The sequence below is a fragment of the Parapedobacter flavus genome (genome assembly GCF_035818675.1).
Classification (GTDB): Bacteria; Bacteroidota; Bacteroidia; order Sphingobacteriales; family Sphingobacteriaceae; genus Parapedobacter; species Parapedobacter flavus.
In genome coordinates this window covers 216016-238612 of the sequence record NZ_JAYKZZ010000001.1, presented here as the reverse complement: position 1 = coordinate 238612, position 22597 = coordinate 216016, and the positions used below count along the sequence as shown (strand labels likewise).

15 protein-coding genes are annotated in these 22597 nt (G+C 50.9%); 1 reads left to right on the top strand and 14 read right to left on the bottom strand.

From position 1 onward, the window contains the following. Positions 1-60 precede the first annotated feature (60 nt). Positions 61-963 (top strand): AraC family transcriptional regulator, encoded by a 903-nt coding sequence (locus tag U9S71_RS01015; protein ID WP_326324539.1) that lies wholly within the window; start codon positions 61-63, stop codon positions 961-963. Here the strand turns inward: U9S71_RS01015 and U9S71_RS01010 are convergent. The 14 genes from U9S71_RS01010 to U9S71_RS00945 all read right to left on the bottom strand — a co-directional run bounded on the left by U9S71_RS01010 (position 957) and on the right by U9S71_RS00945 (position 22589). After that, a complete protein-coding gene (locus U9S71_RS01010; protein ID WP_326324537.1) occupies positions 957-2027 on the bottom strand; it encodes a family 43 glycosylhydrolase in 1071 nt (356 codons plus the stop codon). The genes U9S71_RS01015 and U9S71_RS01010 overlap by 7 nt on opposite strands. A gap of 27 nt (positions 2028-2054) precedes the next feature. Next, positions 2055-3053, bottom strand: coding sequence for a glycoside hydrolase family 43 protein (locus U9S71_RS01005; protein WP_326324535.1), 999 nt, complete (start codon positions 3051-3053; stop codon positions 2055-2057). A 26-nt stretch (positions 3054-3079) separates the two neighbouring features. After that, positions 3080-4054 carry a glycoside hydrolase family 43 protein gene (locus U9S71_RS01000; protein ID WP_326324534.1) on the bottom strand — a complete coding sequence of 325 codons (975 nt, stop codon included), beginning with the start codon at positions 4052-4054 and terminating at the stop codon, positions 3080-3082. A gap of 5 nt (positions 4055-4059) precedes the next feature. Then, positions 4060-5103, bottom strand: coding sequence for a glycoside hydrolase family 43 protein (locus U9S71_RS00995; RefSeq protein ID WP_326324533.1), 1044 nt, complete (start codon positions 5101-5103; stop codon positions 4060-4062). Between the two features lie 5 nt (positions 5104-5108). Beyond that, on the bottom strand, positions 5109-6668 hold the full coding sequence (locus U9S71_RS00990; protein ID WP_326324531.1) for a RagB/SusD family nutrient uptake outer membrane protein: 1560 nt from the start codon (positions 6666-6668) through the stop codon (positions 5109-5111). A 29-nt stretch (positions 6669-6697) separates the two neighbouring features. Next, positions 6698-9790: a SusC/RagA family TonB-linked outer membrane protein gene (locus U9S71_RS00985; protein WP_326324530.1), complete on the bottom strand. Its 3093-nt coding sequence runs from the start codon at positions 9788-9790 to the stop codon at positions 6698-6700. 70 nt (positions 9791-9860) lie between these two features. Beyond that, a complete protein-coding gene (locus tag U9S71_RS00980) occupies positions 9861-10973 on the bottom strand; it encodes a glycosyl hydrolase (RefSeq protein WP_326324529.1) in 1113 nt (370 codons plus the stop codon). A 325-nt stretch (positions 10974-11298) separates the two neighbouring features. Further along, positions 11299-12762: a sulfatase family protein gene (locus U9S71_RS00975; protein ID WP_326324527.1), complete on the bottom strand. Its 1464-nt coding sequence runs from the start codon at positions 12760-12762 to the stop codon at positions 11299-11301. 12 nt (positions 12763-12774) lie between these two features. Then, complete coding sequence (locus U9S71_RS00970; RefSeq protein WP_326324526.1) at positions 12775-15741, bottom strand: glycosyl hydrolase 115 family protein; 2967 nt, start codon at positions 15739-15741, stop codon at positions 12775-12777. Between the two features lie 35 nt (positions 15742-15776). After that, on the bottom strand, positions 15777-17249 hold the full coding sequence (locus tag U9S71_RS00965) for a sulfatase (RefSeq protein ID WP_326324524.1): 1473 nt from the start codon (positions 17247-17249) through the stop codon (positions 15777-15779). Between the two features lie 8 nt (positions 17250-17257). After that, positions 17258-18322 carry a glycoside hydrolase family 43 protein gene (locus tag U9S71_RS00960; protein ID WP_326324522.1) on the bottom strand — a complete coding sequence of 355 codons (1065 nt, stop codon included), beginning with the start codon at positions 18320-18322 and terminating at the stop codon, positions 17258-17260. An 18-nt stretch (positions 18323-18340) separates the two neighbouring features. Beyond that, entirely contained in the window at positions 18341-19462 is a 1122-nt protein-coding gene (locus U9S71_RS00955; RefSeq protein WP_326324520.1) for a DUF4998 domain-containing protein, read from the bottom strand. A 13-nt stretch (positions 19463-19475) separates the two neighbouring features. Continuing rightward, positions 19476-20660: a DUF5000 domain-containing lipoprotein gene (locus U9S71_RS00950; protein ID WP_326324519.1), complete on the bottom strand. Its 1185-nt coding sequence runs from the start codon at positions 20658-20660 to the stop codon at positions 19476-19478. Between the two features lie 21 nt (positions 20661-20681). Further along, complete coding sequence (locus tag U9S71_RS00945; protein ID WP_326324517.1) at positions 20682-22589, bottom strand: RagB/SusD family nutrient uptake outer membrane protein; 1908 nt, start codon at positions 22587-22589, stop codon at positions 20682-20684. Positions 22590-22597: the final 8 nt, after the last annotated feature.

Below are 22597 nucleotides of genomic sequence, written 5' to 3'. Positions count from 1 at the left end.
CACGCAGGGCAATAATTATTTACGTCGAGCTCTCATCGGCAATAAAAAAAAACAAAATCGATGAAAAAAACGCATGTCATCCCCAAAGCGCTCATCCCGGAAAACCGGGCATTTGTGGTGCGCAAACAAGTAGAGCCCTATTTTGACCCCACGTTCCATCTGCACCCCGAGTTCCAGCTTTCGTATGTGATGGAAGGTGAAGGGAACCGATTTGTGGGCGACAGTATCAAGCCTTTCAAGGCAAACGACCTGGTTTTGATTGGCCCCAATCTACCCCATGTGTGGCGCAGCCATAACAGCTATTTTGAAAAAGACAGCGGATTAAGTACCACGGTAATTGTTATCTATTTCCTCGACCATTTCTTCGGCGATAACATCCACGAAAAGGAAGAGTTCGAAAACATCAAGCACCTCTTTCAGCGCTCGCAGTGTGGCATTGAGATCACCGGCAAGACCAAGCTAGCCGTGATGCGCATGATGGTTGAACTGCTTGAGTTGAAAGGCGCCGATAGCATCATCCAACTCCTTAAAATACTGAATACGATTGCGCTGTCTGATGAATGTCTCCTCATTACGGATACCCACTCCAAATCGTACAATACAGAAGCCGAGACGGACCGGATGAATAAAGTATATGAATTCATCATGAAAAACTTCCATCGAAAAATCCATTTGGAGGAAGTCGCTTCCATCGCCAGCATGACCAACACGTCATTCAGCCGGTATTTCAAATCGCGCGTCAATCAGTCGTTTTCAGATTTCCTGAAAGAAATCCGCATCGAATATGCCTGCAAACTCCTCAAAGAAGACAAGATGAACATTGATCACATCGGCTATGCCTGTGGGTTCCAATCGATGACCAATTTCAATAAGCAATTCAAGAAGGTCACGGGCAAACAACCCCACCAGTACCGTAACGAGTACCAGAAGGTTGCGCTAGACACGTACCATCAGTATCATTGAAACACCGGCGCTTCCTGCGGTGATGTGCTCGGGACACGGCCACTAATTTCCGGCCAGCCGTCGCGCCAGGTGACCTTGTCGAGCATCAGCATCCGCCGGCTCGCGCCGCTCGACACCTTGCCTTTGGCGCGGTCAATACCATGGTAAAGAAACCAATCCGTTCCTTCGTCGTCGGCAATCAGTCGCGCATTATGGCCGGGCCCAGCGATTCGAGCGTTACCTTCGATCAAAAGTGTTCCCTTCCCACGGTCGGTAATGGCGTATCCGCCTTTATCCACATACGGTCCCATCAGGTTTTCCGACCGGGCCACCAACACGCGGTATTTGCTATCGGCCCCTTCGCAACAGCTGCCTTTTGAACCGAAAAAATAGTAGTAATCGCCCCGCTTATGAATCATTACCGCTTCAAAGTCGCCCGCGGCAATTTTCATTTTTTGCGAGAGATCCGGGGCAGAAAGGCCGTCATCGGCCAACTTAACTGCATACGTGCCTTGCGTGGGGGCATTGCTGAAGCTACCCCAAAACAGGTACTTTTCTCCTTGTTCTTCGAAATAGAAGGCATCGATGGAGTTGGGCACGCCTACGTCCTCGCTGCTGAATACTTTTCCATGGTCAATAAATGGACCTGTTGGTTGCTCCGCCACGGCTACGCCGATACCGGGGTTGGCGTCGCCCCAAGTAGAGTAGGCATAGTAGAGGTGGTATTTCCCATTCACGATGTATACGTCAGGCGCCCATATCCCGCCGGCTTCTTTCCAACTGGGTTTTTCATCAAACGCCTCACCTACCACCTGCCAATCCACGAGATTGGCCGACCGCAGAATAGGCACGAGCCGGCTACCCTGCCCATCGCCCCAGTTGTCTTGGGTACCATAGGCATAAAAAAGACCTGTTTCGGGGTCACGGACCACCGTCGGGTCTGCAAGGATAGGCTCGAAAACCGGGTTAGTATATGTCGTCGCCGAGCCATCCGGTTGCTTTGGATCACCCGTATCCGGTTGCTCATCGGTGCGCGCACACCCTGCCACTAGCAATAACACAACGAAAAAATTGTAAATCATCATTTCTTTCAAACTTAGATAACAATAGCTTTATTTTTGCAGCACAGGCTTAATCACCCCATCGCCATCCACATGGAAAGTATATTGGCCAGCGGCTGCATCCCAATGCTTAATGACCGGGACAATGCGCGTCCGCCGCGGCGTTACCTGTTGTTGATCGAAATGCACATGGTACACGTAATACAGTTGCCCGTCTAACCCTTCAAACAAATCACCATGCCCGGAACCATTCTCACCCACAATGGTACGGTGGATGATGGGGCTATCGCTTTGTTTGATCCAAGGGCCATACGGCGAGTCAGCAACGGCATACCCCACGGCATAGTCGATATTCAGGTAGTGATTGGCCGAGTAGAAAAGATAATATTTATCCTTTAGCTTGATAACGGTGGGCCCTTCCATGATGGGTGCCGACTCATAGGCCGGCGTGGCTTCCCATGGCTCGGTCTGGCCAAAGCATTTCGTTAAGGTTTCCGGCTTGATCTTGCCTGTTTCCATGTCGAACTCGGCAACCCACAGGTAATTGCCGTTATCAAACCGGACGTGGTAAAGGTAATGCTTGCCATCGTTATCCTTGAAGATGTATGAATCGATATTCTTCTCCGAGCCATCAATGAGGGCAACTTCTGCTTGCGTATACGGCCCCAGTAAGGAGGGCGACTGCGTCAGCACCGTTTGCTCATTGGCGGTATAGGTTAAATAATAGGTGCCATTTTCTTTGAATAGTTGCGGCGCCCAAAAGCCCTGGGTACCGAAGGCTTGCTCGCCTTTGGTAAGGATCATGTGTGTCGGGCCGCTCGTACCCGCGGGTGTGGCCCATGTTTTCAGGTCGGTCGATTCCAAAACAGCAAACCCTTTCGAAGCTCCTTTTCCGCTTCCCCCTGTACCGGTGAGGTAGTATTTGCCATTTTCAACATGTATCGTTGGGTCGGCAAAAAACAGTTCTTGCTTTTGCTGCGCCACGAGTTCCATTTCGGGAATTAAGAGTGCTGCAATGAGGCCGGTAAAAAAAGAAGTAGCGAGTTTCATTTTAATATAACGATTTATCCGACTCATCATTGTAAGAGCACCGGTGTAACGTAATCTTCATTGATCTGCATGATGGTTTTGCCATCTTTTTCGGTAAAGGTTACCGTGCTGATATGCATGGCACGGGGATGTATCTCCGTGTCACTGTGATGCGCGTGGAACACGATTCGCAAATCGCCCGCCTTATCCCTGAACATGGCGCTATGGCCTACGCCTACTAAGTCGCCGGGCTTTTGTAAAATCGGGTTACCCGCATACTTCGTCCACGGTCCCGTCACCTTGTCTGCCGTAGCGAAGCCTATTCCATAAAACGGACTTTCGTAGCTGTTGGCCGAGTAGGTCATGTAATATTTCCCTTCGTGTTTTAACACGAAAGGCCCTTCATTGACCCGCGGCCACACCTCTTCCCACGCTTGCGACACGTTGATGCATTTGACTGCCGTTTCCGGCCGTATTTCGGTCAGGTTATCTTCCAATTCGGCTACCCAGATGTTCAAGCCGTCGTTAAACCGATCATAGAAGAGGTAAGGTTTACCATCATCATCGATGAATAGCGAATTGTCGATGCATTTCTCACCGCTGATCATGGGCTGCTGAACTTCCTGCTTGAACGGGCCGAGTGGGCTATCACTGGTAGCCACGCAAATGTGTTCGTCGGCCGAGTAATACATATAGAACTTGCCGTCCACGTGATAGACTTCAGGCGCCCAAAACCAGCGGTCGCCCCAAGAGTCCTTTTTGTCCAATGCCAATCGGTTACCCGACACGGCTTCCCAAGTAAGTAAGTCTTGCGATACATACACGGCGATACCGTCGTCGGCATACGTTCCGTAGGCATAGTACGTGTCATCGTGCAACAGAATGAACGGGTCGCCGAAAAACACGTCGGTTTCCACCGGATCGGGAGTCGGTTCCGGCAGCTCGCCGTTCTTGCTCGACGAGCAAGCCAGTACATTGAAGCTGACGGCGAGTAGGATCAATAAAATCGTCCGTATACACATATTTCCTATTTGTTATCTATTCCAAAATGTTTCACTAACGCGTTGTATTCAGCTTTTGTAATGGTGACCATGCAGCCGTGGCGCACGGACTCGGGAAAGCTGTACTTGTCCCATGTTGAATGAAACGTATATCCGGACGCCTGATACCATGGTCCTTCCAGCTTATCGGCAATGGACAAGCCATAGGACACACCGGGGTATTGCTCGTAATACAAATACCAGACCTCGTTATCGGGCGACGGGATTAGCATCGGTGCTTCGCGGAAGTTCGGGCTTATGGGTGCCAAGGGTTCTGAGTACGGGCCGGTGAGTGCCGGGGCACGTGCTATACGAATGGTCTTGCCGGTGGGCCAATACAACGTGGGATACGTTTCGTCTTTAATGACGGCATAGTAGTTATTGCCTACCTTACGGATAAACACATCAATGGTGCCCATGTCCCAATCAAACAATTTCGTGGGATGATCGGAAAACGTCTTGAGGTCTTTGGAAAGCACATACAATGTACGTTGGCTCGCCCAGTACCGTTCGGGATCTTCTTTGGTGCCTTCCTTATGTGGCGTATGCCACGTAAGGATATATTGTTGCGACGGTGTATCGAAATACAACTTGGGAGCACCTATACGTTGCAAAGCATGGGCATATTCGGGGGTGCTTTTGAGATCGGGGGTGTAAACATGGTGCTTTTCCCAATTGATCAAATCGGTAGACACCCAGATGTTGATATCCGGGGATGAATCACTCGTATTACCGGCGATGTAATACCGGCCATCGTGCCCCTTGCAGATATCAGGATGCCCATGGTAATCCTCAAACACCCTTTTTCCATCGTTCAATGCATGCCAATGGAGGCCATCGGTGCTGACCGAGTAATACAGTTTGCCATAATCCTGGTGGGTCATATGAGCAAACAAGTATGCTTGGATTACAGCATCCGCGGGCTCCTCCACCTGCCCGGGCGGATCGGGTTGTTGGGCAAGGGCGGTGTTGCCTACTATCATGGATAGCGACAGCACCAAACCCACTTGAATTCGCTTACTCGTTACCATTCCTTTTAATATTCCAAATGCTGGGTCAGTTTACCTTCAGCGTTGTCCACTTCAATTTGCGGAATAGGTAACCGATGGTGCTTTCCGAGAATGAAGTTATTGAAATCGGCATCCCGTGACTTCAACTCATCAATGCCTGCCTGCGAACTCAATAATCCCCAGCGTTTCAAGTCCGCCCAACGCCAGCCTTCAAAGCACAGCTCAAGCGAGCGCTCCATTTGCAGACGCTTGAGGAATTTTTCACCTGAAGACAACGCGTCTGCATGGACGCTGTTTTCTAACGCGGGCAAATTGGTGGACGGGCGTTGCCTTACTTTATTCACATATGGCAACGCTTCCATCGGCGATCCGCCGGTTTCTACGATACATTCCGCATACATCAACAGCACGTCGGCATACCGAATGATCCGGTAATTGTTGGGTGCGAAATAATCCTCGAAATCGCGGTAATAGTTTGTAGAGTATTTGCGGATAAACATGTGTTCGCCCCAGCCAGCGTCATCCCATGCCCTGCCGTATATCGATGCCGGGAGGTCCGGAAAATCATTAGGGCTATTCTTGTAGTACAGGTTATGGTATAAACGGGTATCGTTTCCGCCATCCAGATTGGTTTCCTTCTTATATTCTCCCACGAGCCACGAGCGCGCCTTTCCATCTTGCCAGCCAATACCACCTGGTGCATAGAACTGGGTGCGTTGAAAGCCGGTCGCCATCGAAGCACCGTTGCCGGTCCCGCCCTTGTTCTCGTCATTAAATTGGATCTCAAACACGCCCTCTATGTTGTTCTCGTTAAAATGGGTGAAATTATCCATATAATCATCCACCAGCCCGTAAAGCGAACCTTCTTTATCGATCAACCATTGTAATTCGGCCTTGGCCTCGGCAAATTTACCCTGTTGCATATAGGCTTTTGCAAGCAGGGCTTTTGCAGCGCCTATCGTTGCCCTGCCGGTATTGCTGTCGTCCCACTCCGGTGGAAGCTTGGCATACGCATTTTTCAGATCGATTTCCACCTGTGCCCACAGCGCCTCCTCCGTTACCTCCTCGGGCTTATAGCTCGCATCTTTGGGTTCCAGTACAAGCGCACCTTTTTCCCACAAAACCGCAATCTGGAAATACCACAGCGCCCGCAAAAATTCCGCCTGCCCAATAACGCGTTCCTTATCCACATCATCTGCAAAAGCGATATCTGGTGTAAATTTCAATACTTGATTGGCCCTGAATATACCCACATAGAAATCTTCCCAGTGAACGCGATTTCCTTCCCAGAAGTTGTAATTCACGTAGTTGAATCGTGTCCAATCGGCGAGTTCGTTCCACGGACTGGTGCTCCAGCCCTCATCCGAACCGAGATCGTACCTAAAAGATAACCACCGCATCCACGTGCCTTCTTTATAGAACCGGCTATATGCCGCGTTGAGTCCTTTTTGAGCATCGTCTTCCGTCTGCCAGAATGTTTCAGTAGTCGGTTCATTCGGGTTGGGTATATCCAGCAAATCCTTATCGCATGCGGCAGTAACCACAACGGCCAGAAACCCATATATCAATAATTTTATCTTTTTCATCGTTGTACTATTTAGCGATTTCGAAATCATTAAAAACTTACCTGAAGGCCAAGCATGAATGTCCGGGCATTAGGGAACGCCATGTTATCCGTACCGCGGTCCCAGACATCTTTATTGATGAAGTCGGGGTCTAGCCCTTTATATTTAGTGAGCGTTAGGAGGTTATTGCCACTCGCGTACACCCGTAACGCACTCAGGTGCATGCGGGACAATGCCGTATTCTGGAATGTATATCCCACTTGCACATTACGCATCCGGAGGTAGGACCCGTCTTCCAACCAAAAATCGCTGTCGCCCCGCGTATTGCGCGTATCCCCATAGATGATGCGAGGAAAATCGCTTTCCGGGTTCTCCTGAAAAGGCTCCGACCCTGGTTCAAACCGGATGTAGTTGGAATTATCGGCGAATAACCGCCCTTGACGCATACCACCATTTAATACATCATTTCCGATCTGACCGTTCCAAAACATCGAGAAATCAAGGTTCTTCCAAGTTAGCCCCAGATTGAACGAGAGCAATAGATCCGCCCACGGGTCGCCAACAATCTGCCTGTCGTTCGTGGTGATTTGCCCGTTATCATCCGTGTCGATGTATCTCACGTCGCCTAGTTGGGGTCGCTTGGCTTCGATGGTGATGGGCGTTCCCTCCGAGTTCACGTAATTATCGATATCTGTTTGCGTGCGGAATAGTCCATCGGTTTTCAATAGGTAATATTCGCCGAGTGCTCGGCCGATTTCGCTTCGCGTTTGGCCGGTGTAAAACTCTTCAGTGCCATAACCCAATTCCAGTATGGTGTTATTGAGCGTGGTGATGTTGGTACCCACCGAATAACCGAAGTCACCCACCTTGTCTCGCCATGTTGCCGACAGTTCGACACCCGTGTTGCGGAGGCTGGCGACGTTTGCCAATGGGGCTCCCCCCTGGTTGCCGGTTGTCATCGAAATCTGCATCCCGGTTAATATATCCGTAACCTTCGAGTTGTAGTATTCGGCCGTTAGTAATAATCGATTTGACAGTAAGCTAGCATCCAGCCCAACGTTGATTTGTTCCGTCCGTTCCCAACGGAGGTTCTCATTCACAATCTGCACCTGTGTAGCTCCATTTACTAACCGTTGATCACGGCCAAATACGGTGACGATACTGGGGCTGATGGTGCCCAGATAATCCCAATTCCCAATAGCCGCATTTCCGAGCTGGCCATAGTTGGCGCGCAGTTTCAGGTCATTGATCCAGGGCACATTAAAAAATTGTTCATCGCTGATCCTCCAGGCACCTGAAAATGAATAAAAATTATCCCAGCGATTATCGAGGCTAAGTTTTGATGTACCATCCCGGCGTACCGTAAACGAGGCGATGTATTTGCCATCAAAGTTATAATTCGCCCTGCCCAAATACGATATTAATGCAGACTCGCGGATGCTGTTCCAATTCGTCTGATTGGCCTGTCCGGCATTGAGCACGGTGATGTAATCGCCGCCCAGAAATGGGAACCGGAGCCGTTGTGCGCCTACATCCTCCCAATAATAATGTTGATAGGTAAGCCCCGCAATCGCGTCAACGTGATGTCTTCCAAAGTCCTTGTCGAATTCAAGGGTATTCTCAATCAGTTCGTTGGTATCTTTGATCCGGTTTTTGTTGCCCGTTGGATCGCGAAACTCCTGGTTCATCGACCAGTTGCCTCGTTTGCGGAAGTACCGGTAGTCATCAAAAAGGTAATCGATACCCACATTAAGCTTATATTTCAGAAAGTCGGTGATTCTGGCCTCACCCCAAAAGGTGGCTCGAAGACGGTATATTTTGGTATTGGTATCTTCCAATTCTTCCCTGGCAATGGGGTTGGTACCAAACGTACGCGCGTTTGCCTCGTTACCATAACCAAACCCGCCCGGGTTGTTGTCGTCATACACCGGGATAGTAGGCAGCATCCGTACGACGTCGATATATGAAGAGGTTTGCAACGGATCACGGTTCGTTTGCGTAAAGCTTAATGTTTCACCAAAAGAAAAAATCCCTTTCTGGCCCTCTGTATTCACGCGGAATGAATAGCGATCAAAGGAATTGCCATACATCATCCCATCATTTGTATAATAACCTCCCGAAACAAAATAATTACCCGCTTTTCCCCCGCCGGAGATGGAGACATTATAGTCTTGCACGAGTGCTGTTTTCATGGTTTCCTCCTGCCAATCGGTATCGTAGTCTGCGTGGTCTTGCAGTGTCCCGTTCCATGTACCGTCTTTAATTCCCTCGCGGTAAGCCATGTCGTTGTACTTTTTAAACTCCTCGGCATTCATCAAATCATACCTGGGCGACCAATCAAACGATTCCCGGACCGAAAAGTCGACCTTGGCCGGTCCATCTTTCCCTTTTTTCGTAGTCACGATAATCACGCCGTTAGCTGCCCGCGACCCGTAGATGGCAGCTGCTGATGCATCCTTTAAAATCTGGATCGATTCCACATCATTCGGATTGAAATCAGCGCCCGCTGACGTGATGAGACCATCTACCACCCAAAGTGGGTCATTGTTCCTCAAGGTACCTATACCGCGTATTTCTATTGACGCATCGCTTCCAGCGTTGCCCGTGCTTCTCACATTCACGCCCGAAGCCAAGCCCTGAATCGATTGCGCAATGGTACTGGCACCTGTCTTTGCCATGTCGTCTACATCAATCACCGACACCGCGCCGGTCAAATCGCGCTTTTTTACGGTACCATAGCCAATGACAACGACTTCATCCAGCTCCTCCGTAGATTCCAGGAGCGTGATGTTGAGGGTTCGCTGTGTACCCACGTTGACTTCCTGACTTTGGTATCCTAAATAAGAAAACACCAAAACCGCTTGGTCGTTCGGCACCTGGATGGAAAAGGTACCCTGCTCGGTGGTTACGGTAGCTGTACCACTGTCTTTCAATTGCACGTTGATTCCTTGAAGCGGCGTACCCTGCTGGTCTACAACGCGTCCGGTAACCGTAACTTGCTGGGCGACCACGGCATGCGCCCACGACATTTTCTCGCTTGCTGTCGCTTGCATATGCACTGATGTGCCACCAAAGACAAACAAGCAGACCATAAGTCGAATGGAGATAGGCCAGTGGCCTACCGTTGTAATGCTTCGTTTCATAAAATTTAGTTTATAATTTTTCTTTGGCGGTTAACGATTTGCAACCGTTAACCGCTCTTGTTTTTGTTAATTAATTGCTCGTTAGTCGCTTTATCAATTCCACCTCTTCTTGCTTATACGGCGTGCCGTCACCTCTGAAAATATCATGGAACCACAGCGGCGGCTCATCCGTGTAGGTCTTTGTCCAGCTATCCCAAGGATAAATAGTCTGCGTCTTGCCGTCTACGAACCCCCAGTTGAACATGGCCACATTATATTTTTTGGCTATGGGCAGGAATCCTTCGAAGGTGCTGCCGTTGGGGCGTGCCATATATTCCGTGCACCACAACGGCTTATCGTATCGCTGGAGCTGCTGTATGCGCTTTTCGAAATCTTCGGGGGTATCATAGTTATGGAAACTGATGATGTCCGACTGCTCGATCTGTAGTTTTTCGATGGGCTTCAACCCTTCGTGCGTAGACCAATCGCCTGCCCAGATACCAGAGGTGAGCGGTTGCGACGGATTTGCCGACCGTGCCCAAGCGAATGCTTGCTCCAATAGTGGCAATACATAGTCTACTTTGTCTTTGATTTCCACCGCTTCGTAAGAAGGTCCGGTCATGTTATCCGGCTCGTTCCATACATCCCAACCTAGAATGCGGTCATCCTCAGCAAAATGGGCAATGACGCCTTTTACATAGCGTTCCAACCGTGGGTACTGCGTACTATCCTGAAGCACATGTTGCCCCGGACTTTGCACCCACCCCGAATTATGGACATGCGGTTTAGGCGCGCGCTGCGTTCCAGCCACCGGAAACGGATCCCAACAGGAATCAAAAAAGACAAACAGCGGACGGATGCCGTGCTTGTCGGCCAAGCGTACAAAATGTTCGATACGGGAAATAAACCCTGTCGAATCTTGCTCATAAGGCAAGTCGTGAAGGTACACGCGGGCCGTGTTCATGCCCAAGTTGGCAGCCCACCCCAGTTCTTTGTCTATCGTTTCCGGGTCGAAAGTGTCTTCCTGCCACATCTCCAACTGGTTGATGGCCGTTGCCGGGGTATAGTTGGGCCCAACGAGCCACCCTTGCTCAGCCTGCCACGCTTTGGCTTCCTCGGCCGTCCAAATGCCTCTCGGCGATTCGCTGTCAACGCTCCCTCCGCCGGTGCTGCAACCGGATAATAAGAAGATGGTCAAAGTCAAAAAGGTCAAAAAAATACTAGAAGTCCGTGTCATCGCTGGCATTTCATTGGTTACTAAATCGGCTTTATAATTTTGTTCTCAACAAAGGACGGCATTATGGCCACTGGGTGTGATACCAATTTGTTTCAATCTTTCCCTATTTTGTCTCAAAATGCTTCGTGCTTGCTTCATAGCCGATTGACACCTGCTTCGCCATGAACGTATAACGCATGTAAATGGGTCCAATTACCTACTTGGTTCCTCGCAAAACAAGTGGAAGTACGCTGAAAAGAAAATGAATAAAGGAATGCGGTTGACGCGGTATAAGGATCGAAACCGCGTCGGATTAGAATTGGATATCCCCTACGGTGATCGGTCCGGATTCTTTAATTTTACCAGCATTTTTACTGGCCCCCGGCTTTTCGCCTTTTTCCCAATTCCCGGGCAAACGTTTCCCATAGATATCGTCTCTGTCGGGCGTCGGCTCCTCCGGTACGGAATCGCCTGTTTCTTCAACCCATTGGTCCATCACCCCGCGCAAGTATACCAATATCTTACGGTGCCTTCGCTGATCGGCCAGGTTTACAAATTGGAAAGAATCGATGTTAATGTTGTAGAGTTCCTCGGAAGGGCGCGGCTCGAGGAAAACATCTTCTTGTTGAGCGGTAGTGCGGCCTTGGTCATATGCATCCCACAATTCCTCCCCCGCTGGAAATTGCCGGGTAGACTCACCCGCATAATTACCACGATCGGGGTAGGCATTTCTAATGTAAACCCAATCTTGATAACGAACCATACGTTCGTGAGCCTGAAATACGTGCCAATTGTGTTCGGCGAAAACGAAATCACGATACCCTTTTTTCAGGTTGTTTTCCAATACAGGCCGGAAACTACGCCCTTGCATCCTGTCTGAAGCCGCCACCCCAGCCAGATCAAGCAGCGTAGGCGCAATATCGAGCGTACTGACTAATGCATGATTACGTCCCACCGCCACGTTAGGCCCATACACGATAAAAGGTGTTTTAATTCCGCTGTCGTATAACCGGGATTTGTTACGCGGGAACGGGCTTCCGTTATCACTCATAAAAATGATATACGTATTGTCTAGCAAGTCCTGCCGATCCAACTCCTGGATAAGTTCGCCCAAATAATAATCGGCGCGAGACACTTCATGGTAGTAATTAGCAAGATCGCTACGGGTTACCGGCCCATCATACAGCATCGGCGGCACCGCAATATCTTCAGGATCGTATATCGTCCCTTTGTCGTTAATCTGCCAACCCCGGTGCGCATCATGCGATGCAAACCAAAAGAAAAAGGGCTGGTCTTTCGGGCGGTTCCGGATGATAGAAACCCAATCTTCCTGTCCTCCAGGCCCTTTGCCCGACGAAATATAATCAAATGCATGCTTCGTCTGTGGACCCATGTGGTTTTTCCCCGATAACACCGTATAATAGCCTGACGTCTTCAGCAATTGCGGAAACATGACCTGCCCCGGGGGCAGCGGATCGTGGAGTTCGGGCGCACCGGTATTATGGGGATACCTCCCCGTGATGAGGCTGGACCGACTGGGGCTACAGCTACTTGTGGTGAGGTAGGTGTTCTCAAACTGCAGCCCCTTGGCTGCAAGTGCGTCTATATGGGGTGTCTTTACCGTGGGGCTTCCATAGCATCCGATGTCTCCCCAGCCCACATCATCGGTGATATATAGCACGAAATTAGGGCGACCGGGCTCCTGCGCACGTGGGGTAAGCGCCACGGTAGTCAACAGGATGGTCAACCAAATGGCACGTTCAAACGGTACTTTCACTTTTGCAGCTTTTTATTTCACCTTCGTTAACGATGGGCCAATGTACGATTTTTTCATACCACCGAAGTCAAGGACGATTTTTTGGATCACCATGCCCGGATCGCCACATTTGATGTGGAGCGTATGCTTGCCCGGTGTATCGATAAAGAACGTCGACTTGTTTACTGCGGCGTTGCGCAATACATTATCCAGCCAGGCCTGGGTGTATTCTGGTGCGGAGGACGAGGGCAACGCAACCGGCCCATCGTCGATACTTACGGCATAGCGTGTCTGGCCAGTACCTTGTTCATGGAAACCGAAGTCACGGTCCGAACTCAACGGGAAGATGGGCAGCACGTACGTATATACATCCACCTGTCCGCGATGGAAGGTGTAAAAATCGTACTCCACCCCGGGCGATTTGGGATCCCTCGGGTTACGTACCTCGGCGGTGGGGTCACCGATCATCACACTTTGGCCTTCTACACCGAGATTATCAATAACCTGCATCTTTATATCGTCGCTTTCGCGCTTCCTTTGGAAGTCAGCACCGGCAATGGATATTACGCCGTTGTCTTCAATGTACAGGCCCTGAACGTCACCCAGCGCCGGGGACGCGGGATTGAATACGGAAACCAGCACCTCCTCTTTAGTGTCGCCAGCATAGATTTCGATGTGGCCGGAAATCCGTTCGCCTACCGGCACTTTCGACCAGTCGATAGACACCCATACGCGGTCTTCAAGCGTTACCGTTCCGCTCGTTTTGTTCACGACAACCCAATCGTGGGAAGGTTTTAAATGCCAGTCGAATGAACCCGATCCGGTATTGAACAGGTCGACGAAGTAGGTCTTATCCAGAAATTGATTAAAGGCAGGCAGGGCATAATAGCTGGTTCGTCCTTTAAGCACCTCTTGGCCCTGGACGGCAATCCCTAGCCCCGCCTCAGGTGATATAGCAACGGAATCCAATTCGGGCATCTTAAAGTAGGAAGCTGTGACACCCTGGCGGATGGATAATACCCGCTTCCACTTCCCGTCAAGCATATCGTTATACTCATACGAGATGGTATAGAGCGTGTCGTAATAATGTCTCACCTGATCCCGCAATTGATTCGCTCCCGCTCTCCCCTGAGCGACATACATGCGCTGGCGTTGGGCCGTCAGCCATTTCTTATTCATCAGCTCGGCGCCCTTCACGGGGTAATACAACAATTGGAAGAACGATGCCCTTTCTTCTTCGGGCAACGCATTAAGGATGTGCTCGGCCATCGCACCTATCCGGCTGTAGTCGGCAATCCGCTTTTCGGCTTCGCCGTAGTTAGCAAATGAAAACTCGGTGTCGGTGGGTCGTTCCGTACCGTGGCTGAATGTATTCCACTCGTATCCCCAGCCCATGAACTCAGGCTTTCGGATGAAGGCAAGGCGATTATACGCATGTGTGATTTCCCGGAAATCGTCGTAATACGATTGCCCATAGATCGAACTCAACCATTTGGCTTGGTAATCAGAAACATTGTCGAAATCAAATTGATGGATATCATATGCCATCGCTAAAAACAGCGAAACGGGAGACTCACACGACTTGATGTCGCCGGCATTGAGCAGCCACAGTTGATTGGCTCCGGTATTGTACGCCTTGTATAACTCTTCATACATCAATGCGGGCGGCGTGGAGGATATCCACAAATAATCGTGGGGCATACCTAGGTAAGATGCATGGTAGTACACGCCCGAGCCACCCGACCGCTTTTGCTCTTCGGCGTTGCTGAGCTGCTTCATGTAGCCGTAATTGTCATCCGGCCAGACTAAGATGACATCCTCGGGCAGATCCAAGCCCGCCATGTAAAGGTCGAGCACCTCCTTATAGGGTGTAAACGCCTGTGGAATCTTTTCAATCGGTTTGTCGATGTATTTTTCCAGTATCTTCCGTTGATCTTGCAAGGCTTCATTTACGAGCGCCACTCGTTGGTCCAAGCTATAACCGCCAGTCATGGCCTTATCATGCAACCCGCGTAATGCAAGGGTATATACATTTTCGTATGGCGAGTTTTCTTTTACCCGTTGGTCGAGCACCTTCAGGATTCCTTCTTTATTGGTCATGTAATTCCAATCGCCCATGGTTTCTTTGTCCCATTCACTGGCGTTGTTGAAGAGCAGCGGCTCGGGGTGCACCGACCCCATGACGATACCGAACGAATCGGCGACCGCCTTGTTTTCGGCGTATTTGTTGAAGGCACCGCTGGCCTCGTGCATGGCCGGGCAGAGGTAGTTGGCTTTCAAACGTAGCAATAATTCGAATACCTTGGCGTAGGTTTTGGGGCCTATATCGCCTAGTTCGGGATCGAACGTATGCTTAGCCCAGGGCAATAAACCCCAGTCTTCGTCATTGATAAATACACCGCGGTACTTAACCGTAGGTGTCGACGAAGAGAAACTGCTGACCTGCAAGTTTAGGATTCGCCGCTGCTTCACCGGCACATCGGCCCACCAGTACCACGGCGATACGCCGATGGTTTCTGATATGGAAAAGAGGCCGTATGCCGCACCCCGCCGGTCGCTGCCTACCACCACCAGCGCTTTGGCTACACCGGCAAAGGGGTTATGCACGAGCTGGATGGTGTATTGTTCCCAGCCGCCTTCGATTTCGGCTACTGATAGCTTGTTGTTTGCAACAAGCTCATCGATCAGCTTATTGTTTCCTAGCGAACCCACCAGCACCATATTCTTTGTTAAGCGGGTGTTGGTGGCACGTGCAGACGTACTTCTCCCTGTCACGCGCTCCACATCGGCGGCAAAAAGTTGCGTACTGGTTTTGACGGACGTGAAATCATCAGTATCGTAATAGATACTAGTTGTCTGCCCCTTAGTCGACAGCGGAAAGACGTCCCCTTGGCCAGCTGCAGTTTCGACGAGTGAAACCTGCGCCTTTATGGCGCCCGTGGCTAGAAAGACACAAAATACGGGTATAAATACGGCTCTTATATAACTACTTAAATTCATACTATTTTTTTGGCTATCGCGACAGTGATTAAAAATTATTCATATAAACCGGTATTGCCCTGTTCCCACAATGGGTTGAGCTTACGGATTACGGCGGCTTTTTGCCCAGCCACATTGCGGGTTTCCAACGGATCTTTCTTATGGTCGTACAGTTCGACAACGGGTTGCTCGGCGCGGAAATACTTGGTAAGCCGGTACCTGGGTGTCACCATGGTGATTCCATTGCGGAAGTACCCATAGGCCACATCTTTCCATCGGCGGTCCCGATGGTTATTCAGGAGGCTGAGCATGCTATGCCCATCCGCCTCGGGCATCGGCGACACGCCACATAGGTCGAGCAATGTCGGTGCGATGTCGATGGTGCTAACCACCCGGTCGATTTGCGTCCCCTCTATCATATCTGGCGTTTTGACCATCAGCACGCTACGCAAGGAGCGGCCAAACAGGGTATGCTTACCCCATACGCTATAATCGCCCAGATGCCACCCATGGTCGCTCCAAAGGACAACAATGGTATTCCGGTCCAGGCCGGTTGCTTTGAGCGCTTGCAACACCTTCCCAACCTGCGCATCGATATAACTAACACACGCGTAGTAGCCATGGATGAGTTTGCGGGCGTATGCATCTGACAGCGGTTTATCCAGCGAAGCCGTCTCTGCACCCAACTTGTACTGGTTAAACTCCGCACTGTTATGCAAACTGGCGCGGCTTACGTTTTGGGGGATATCCGGCACAGGCGTCAGGGGGAGTTCATCTTCCTTGTACAAGTCCCAGTACTTTTTAGGTGCGTTGAAGGGTAAATGTGGCTTGAAGAATCCAACGCCCAGGAAGAACGGCTTATCACTATGGGCCAGTTCCTCCAGTTTCCTGACGGCTAGGGTGGCTGTCAAGCCGTCGGGGTAGCCGTTGTCGTCCACCTCGGCAGCTTCGTAGGGCCGTACCTCCTTCTTTCTTGTCGTTCGGCTCTCGCCGTCGGCATACGCGAAAAAGGCATCCCAACCTTCCCCCCACTTGCCGGCATCGAAAAGCATCTCATCCCAGCTGCGCGGCAATTCCCGGCGATTGCTTTTGGCCGCGGAATACGGATAGATATAACCATCGACCGTATGGCTGATCTTCCCAATGCCCACGGTGTAGTACCCGCCATTGCGGAATTGTTCGATAAACGTTTCCGGGCCGGTTACGGGGGGTACGTCGGGGCTGGAGAAACGATTGGCGATCTCGTTGCCCAGTTCGCCGGTAGTACGCGGCAAACTGCTCCGGAGGAGGCTATAGCGCGATGCTCCGCAAGTGGGTACCGTGACGTAATGGTTGGTAAACAAGGCCGCCTGCGCAGCCCACCCATCGATATGGGGCGAGATGGCCGTGGCATCTCCATAGCAACCCAATGCGGGCAACAGGTCATCGATACAAATCAACAAGACGTTGGGGCGATCTTGTCCAAAAGCAGAGCGGCTCGCCCACAGCAATAGACATAAAAGAAACGAAAATTTATTCAATTGTAACATATCTCCGATTATTCTCCTGAAGGTTTCTTGATTTGCTCACCAATTTTTACCGGTACTCCAAAGTCTGGGGTGCCGTCTGCACGCCAGTTAAACCGCTGTATCCGCGGGTTGCGATAATTCGTGCTTCCGCCGTCGGGCAGATTCCGGGCGTGGTAGATGATCCAGTCTTCCGTGCCATCAGGCGATTTGAAAAACCCGTTGTGCCCGGGGCCAAAAGCGCCACTTGCCGCATGTATAGAAAAAACGGGTTCATCGTGTTTGCTCCAGTCCTCTTTCTTCAGCGGGTCGCCGTTTTCCTTGAGCGACAGTAAACCCAGCGCATAATGATCAGACGTAAAATGGCTGGCCGAATAAACTACGAAAACGTTGCCTTCGGGGTTGATCAGTACCTGTGGCCCCTCGTTGACCGCACTGTTCTGCTTTTCCCAATCATACTCGGGCGCCGTCAACTCCACACGGTCGCCTTCGATGGTCCAGGGGTCACTCATCTTGGCGATATATATTTTTTGCGGAGCGGCACCACGGTTGGAGCCCGACCATAGGAAATACAGTTGGCCGTTGTAGGGCAATACGGTTCCATCGATCGCCCATTCATCATCGGGCACTGTAATTTTTCCCTTCAACTCCCACGCTCCCCTCAACGGGCTGGACGACTCGTTTTCGATGACATACATGCGATGGTTTGCGTTACTGCCGTTGTCTGCCGCAAAATACATGTACCATTTGCCATCGATTTCGTGAAGTTCTGGCGCCCAGATGTTTTTGGAGTACATCGTACCCAACGGCGGTATCCACACATCAACCGGCTTGGCCTGGTCAAGCTCGCTTATTTTTTTGGTTACATACAACACCAACTTCCCCCCCTGCGTATAGGTATAATAATACGTGCCATCGTGCTGGGTTACCCACGGGTCAGCGCCACGGGGTATCAGCGGGTTGGTGAATGTATGGCTATCATCCGGATCGGTTACTTCCGGATCGGGTGTTTCCGGGTCTGCATCGGCAGTCTCCTTTTTACACCCCGCCACTAAGAAAACCATGAAAACCAAAACGAAAAGATTACGAATCGTCATTGTTCCTTATGCTAATGCTTACCGATAGTACATGCCGATTTCCGCCAGCGCGATATTGTTCCCGTTGTTATGCGCATCTTGTGCGGTCATCTTGAAATAACGAGCCGAAACCGGTTCGGCCAAGGCGATAAACTGCCGGTCGCCGGTATTTTCCAATATCGTTGTTCCGTGGGCGGTCCATTCGTCGCCATCCACGCTGGTAAACAACTGGATCGTTCGTGGCCGTGCGGCCGCATCCCCTACCCGGGTAACGATGGCAAAACCTTCCAATTCATCATGGACCTCGCCCATATCGACCTCGATGGTATGCGGATAGACATATGCGGGTCCTCGCGTTTGGTTCACCCAGATGGTGGCCTCGTTGCCATCAATGGTGTTGGACGCCGGCCGATTACCGGCAATATCGTAGCTTGACGCCGTAGCAATCCAGCCCGTTTTTGGCAGTTCAATAGGTTCGCCCTTAATCCGTATGGAGGCTTCTTCGGTATAAAACGTATCGATGGCCAAGGGTGTGGGCAGATAGCGGGTGCGGTAGGTGAATGTCTGCGGCGTGAAAGGCACGATATACGTAATCACTTCTTCGGCCGAAATGACCAGCGTTTGCTGCACGCCGTATTCATCCATATAGGTCATTTCCGATCCAACTGCAGTTGGATCGGGCGAGCCACCCCAGGTTAACATCAGGGTATCGTCTAACATTTGATAGCTATCGATGGGTCTGCTCAATAACGAACGGTTGTAACGATCGCCGTAAACCCGGGCCAGCACTTCGGTTTTCAACGACGTATTCCCTTGGTTGTCGAAGGTAAACACCTCAAAAACATAGGGTCCTTCCGCGAAATCATCGAGCATCGTGCGCATCGTATCCACTGCCGTGATCGCCACTTCCACGGAGTCCTGTCGGTTGTTCCAATATATTCGGGCCGTTGTAATCTTGGGGTCCGACGGGACTTCCCATGCCAGTTGGACACGGTTTCTGCCGGGGTGGACGAACACGGAGTCGACCTTTCCGATATACGTCTTCATCCCGCCTTCCAGAAATTCCTTGTATGTATCGTTCATTTTGGAGCATGCCCCAAGGCATAGCGCGAGTCCGAAAAGGACAACACCTGCCATTTTTTTATTTTTTCGTACGTTCATAGCTGGTTATATTTTATTGCATTTGCCCCCAAAAGGTCAATTCTTGTATATAGATATAGTCTAGATACCCCCAGGTTTCCACCATCCGGAAGCGCAGATAGCGAACAGGTGGTGTTCCATCGGGAAAGGTAAAATCTTCCCCGGCATTGGTCGCATAAAACGCATCGTCGCTGGTTACCGGGCCGTCACCCGACGGCTTATAGGAGTCACACTCCATCAGCATGGTCCATCCCTCCCAACTACCGGAGGGGTCTGGCGTTTCGGCGGTACCCCACACTTCCCATTTCTTTGGTGATGCGAGCTGGTAGGCCCACTGCGTTCCAGGGCCTCTGTGCCATAGCTTGTATCGACTCAGTAAAACTGTCTTCCCCATGTCGAAAGTAAACCACTGTGGCATTGCCGAACCCGGCTTGGTGTGGAACACACCGATTCCTCCATTCGGAGCTATCCGCCCGTCCCACATTTGGAACATGTCTCCTTGGGGGATATGCTTCTCCCATGTATCCGTTGGCAGGTGATACTCGGCAAACTCATCTTTCGGAATCTCTTCCTCAAAGATCGGCGTACGTTCTGCGTACAAGGTATCCGAGAAATTGTTCCAGCGATCGCGGATCACTGCCCCGAACAACCGGGGCTCAGCGGCAAAACCGCGTACCGAGTGTAACCCTTGTGGGCTTTTGGTGTAGTAGGTTTCCACTTCGGTCATCGCGCCCTCTTCTTCGGTGAGTACCGTTACCGCGAGGCTGGCCTCGCCCGAGTTTTCAAACGCGATGGTCACACCCCCAAAAGTCTCTTCAAACGTCAAAGAGTTAAAAGCTTCCAACAATGGTGGCGTGAGGGGGTTAACGGTGACCGTCACGGGCTCGGACTCCTGCTCGCCTTTGCTTACGGCATACAGTTCCACTTCATATTCCCGTTGGGCGGGGAAGCCATCGATCACCAAATGGTCGCTATAGAGTGATGACTTTGCTTGGCGCACCACCCCGGGGCGAATGGAATACACTGCCTTTACGTAGCGAAGGCTCTCGCTATTGGGCAAGGCATACGATATTTTCGCCCCGCCCGGTAAGTTTTCTACCTGTACATCCTGCACGGGTGCGGGTGCCGTATCGTCGTCAATGGGTGAGGTATATTTCTCTTCGGAACAGCCAGCCAATAGCCACAATCCCAAAATCAGATATATATAGTTTCTATTCATGATTTATGTGTTTAAATAGAGTTACCAACCGGGGTTCTGTATCGTATTTTTATTCGCTAAAAGTTCATTTTCGCGAACGGGCCAGAGATAATCCCTGATGGCGAATGTTTGGTTGTAAAGCACCCGCTCGCGGTAATACCCTTCGGCTGTACGCTGCTCGATGTCCCAACCGGTAATCGGGGCATTCAATAGGTCCATTGCTTTTTTCCACCGCCTCAAATCCCAGAAGCGCTGGCCTTCCAGCGCAAGCTCGATTAACCGCTCTTGGTGGATGATTTCGCGCAGGCCTTCTTTGGTTTGGGGTTTATTGGGATTTCTGGAATGGAGCTGCCAAGCGGCTTCCACGCCGGGCAGCCCTGCCCGTTCGCGGATCAGGTCCAAGAACTCGAAAACTTCCGGCGACGGCCCATCCATTTCGTTCAATGCCTCGGCATATAACAGATAGATGTTGGCCAACCGGTATACAGGCCACGGGTACTGCTCGATGGTATAACTGGTTTCGCCGATGGAGTTTTGGTAGTTGACGAGCTTTTTGCCCCAGATGCCGGTCACATTGAATTTATCGCGCGCCACATTGGAAGCGGGTTCGCCTTTTTTCGCCGATACGAACCACGTCTCGTCGTCGTCGAACCGGTCCATGCCATACCATATGCCTCCATCAAACCCTAGGTTAGCGTAGTACCTCGGCTCACGATCCACATTGAACCTAGCTGTGGTATACCCTTCTTTGATGTGGTATTTCTCAGCCTCGGTACCGGTATGCAGGTCAAACCGCGCGTTGTAGTCCCAGTTTAAATCCTCTTCAATCGGCACACCGTTTTTGGTATAGAATTGTGCCGCTATTTTGAGGGGTACCGCTGCATTTCCATGGACATTGGAATTGGCGCGCGTAGCGGGGTCTACTCCTCGTGGTGTCGATTGCCGCTGCATGTTGCCCGTCATGCTATTGGTGTGTCCCCAGATGATCTCGTCGTTCCACTTCTCGGTCACGGCGTTCCGGATATTCATTTCCGTCCGTATTTCGGGCGATACATCGTATTGGAGACCACTTTGGCTGTAATAGTACAACCTGTTGCCTGCATCTTCGCAGGCCGCTATCGCCGCTTCGCAAGCTTGCTTTGCCTGTTCCCATTTTTCCATCGAAAAATCGGGGTTGAACAACTGGGTGCCGCGCTTGTCTGTGAAATGGGCATAATCGGGATTGCCGTTGAACAGTGGACTGGCGGCGGTCACCAAAGCATGGGCCTTCACCGATAGGGCGATGGGCTGTGTAATACGGCCCAATTCGGAGGTTTGGGAATTGATGATGGCCGGCAAGTCAGGGAGTGCTTCGTCCAACAGTTCCACCACATAGGCAAAGCACTCGTCTACCGGATCGCGGAACACTTTCACTTCCTCCACGCCGGCATCGATGGGTAGGTTCTCTTTCTTTAACGGGATGGGGCCGTACATCCGGATCAGGTAGAAATGGAAATAGGCCTTTAAAAACTTGACCTCTGCCACCCACCTTCTTTTCTCGCCCTCACTCAAATCGGGTACCGCATCCACATTTTCCAGAAAGATATTGCAATCGCGGATGGCCTGATACAGGTCGCGGGTGGCGTTACTCCCTTGTCCGGTATTGCCCTGCCAATAATTGAGGTAGGGGTTTGTTACATTCTGGAAACCCCGTGCAATTTCCCAGCCGGGCATGCGGTAGAACTCGTGCAGCCAGAATTCATCGCCCGCCGTAAAAGCCGGGTTGTGTTCGATGTTGCTCAACAGCGGCAGGTAATGGTAGCAGCTATATAGGAACCGTTCGGCCGATACCCGCATGTTAAATGCATTTTCGATAGTCGCAATATTATCCGGTACGATGTCCAGGTATTTCTGGCATCCTCCAAACAGGGTAAGGAAGACCCCGTATGTATATACTATTATCTTCTTCATAACCTAAT

What these genes read in the sequence shown, in the direction of transcription:
- U9S71_RS00990 (WP_326324531.1), bottom strand. Translation starts at nt 6,668, where the DNA reads ATGAAAAAGATAAAATTATTGATATATGGGTTTCTGGCCGTTGTGGTT.
- U9S71_RS00955 (WP_326324520.1), bottom strand. Translation starts at nt 19,462, where the DNA reads ATGAACGTACGAAAAAATAAAAAAATGGCAGGTGTTGTCCTTTTCGGA.
- U9S71_RS01000 (WP_326324534.1), bottom strand. Translation starts at nt 4,054, where the DNA reads ATGTGTATACGGACGATTTTATTGATCCTACTCGCCGTCAGCTTCAAT.
- U9S71_RS01005 (WP_326324535.1), bottom strand. Translation starts at nt 3,053, where the DNA reads ATGAAACTCGCTACTTCTTTTTTTACCGGCCTCATTGCAGCACTCTTA.
- U9S71_RS01010 (WP_326324537.1), bottom strand. Translation starts at nt 2,027, where the DNA reads ATGATGATTTACAATTTTTTCGTTGTGTTATTGCTAGTGGCAGGGTGT.
- U9S71_RS00945 (WP_326324517.1), bottom strand. Translation starts at nt 22,589, where the DNA reads ATGAAGAAGATAATAGTATATACATACGGGGTCTTCCTTACCCTGTTT.
- U9S71_RS01015 (WP_326324539.1), top strand. Translation starts at nt 61, where the DNA reads ATGAAAAAAACGCATGTCATCCCCAAAGCGCTCATCCCGGAAAACCGG.
- U9S71_RS00950 (WP_326324519.1), bottom strand. Translation starts at nt 20,660, where the DNA reads ATGAATAGAAACTATATATATCTGATTTTGGGATTGTGGCTATTGGCT.
- U9S71_RS00965 (WP_326324524.1), bottom strand. Translation starts at nt 17,249, where the DNA reads ATGTTACAATTGAATAAATTTTCGTTTCTTTTATGTCTATTGCTGTGG.
- U9S71_RS00960 (WP_326324522.1), bottom strand. Translation starts at nt 18,322, where the DNA reads ATGACGATTCGTAATCTTTTCGTTTTGGTTTTCATGGTTTTCTTAGTG.
- U9S71_RS00985 (WP_326324530.1), bottom strand. Translation starts at nt 9,790, where the DNA reads ATGAAACGAAGCATTACAACGGTAGGCCACTGGCCTATCTCCATTCGA.
- U9S71_RS00970 (WP_326324526.1), bottom strand. Translation starts at nt 15,741, where the DNA reads ATGAATTTAAGTAGTTATATAAGAGCCGTATTTATACCCGTATTTTGT.
- U9S71_RS00995 (WP_326324533.1), bottom strand. Translation starts at nt 5,103, where the DNA reads ATGGTAACGAGTAAGCGAATTCAAGTGGGTTTGGTGCTGTCGCTATCC.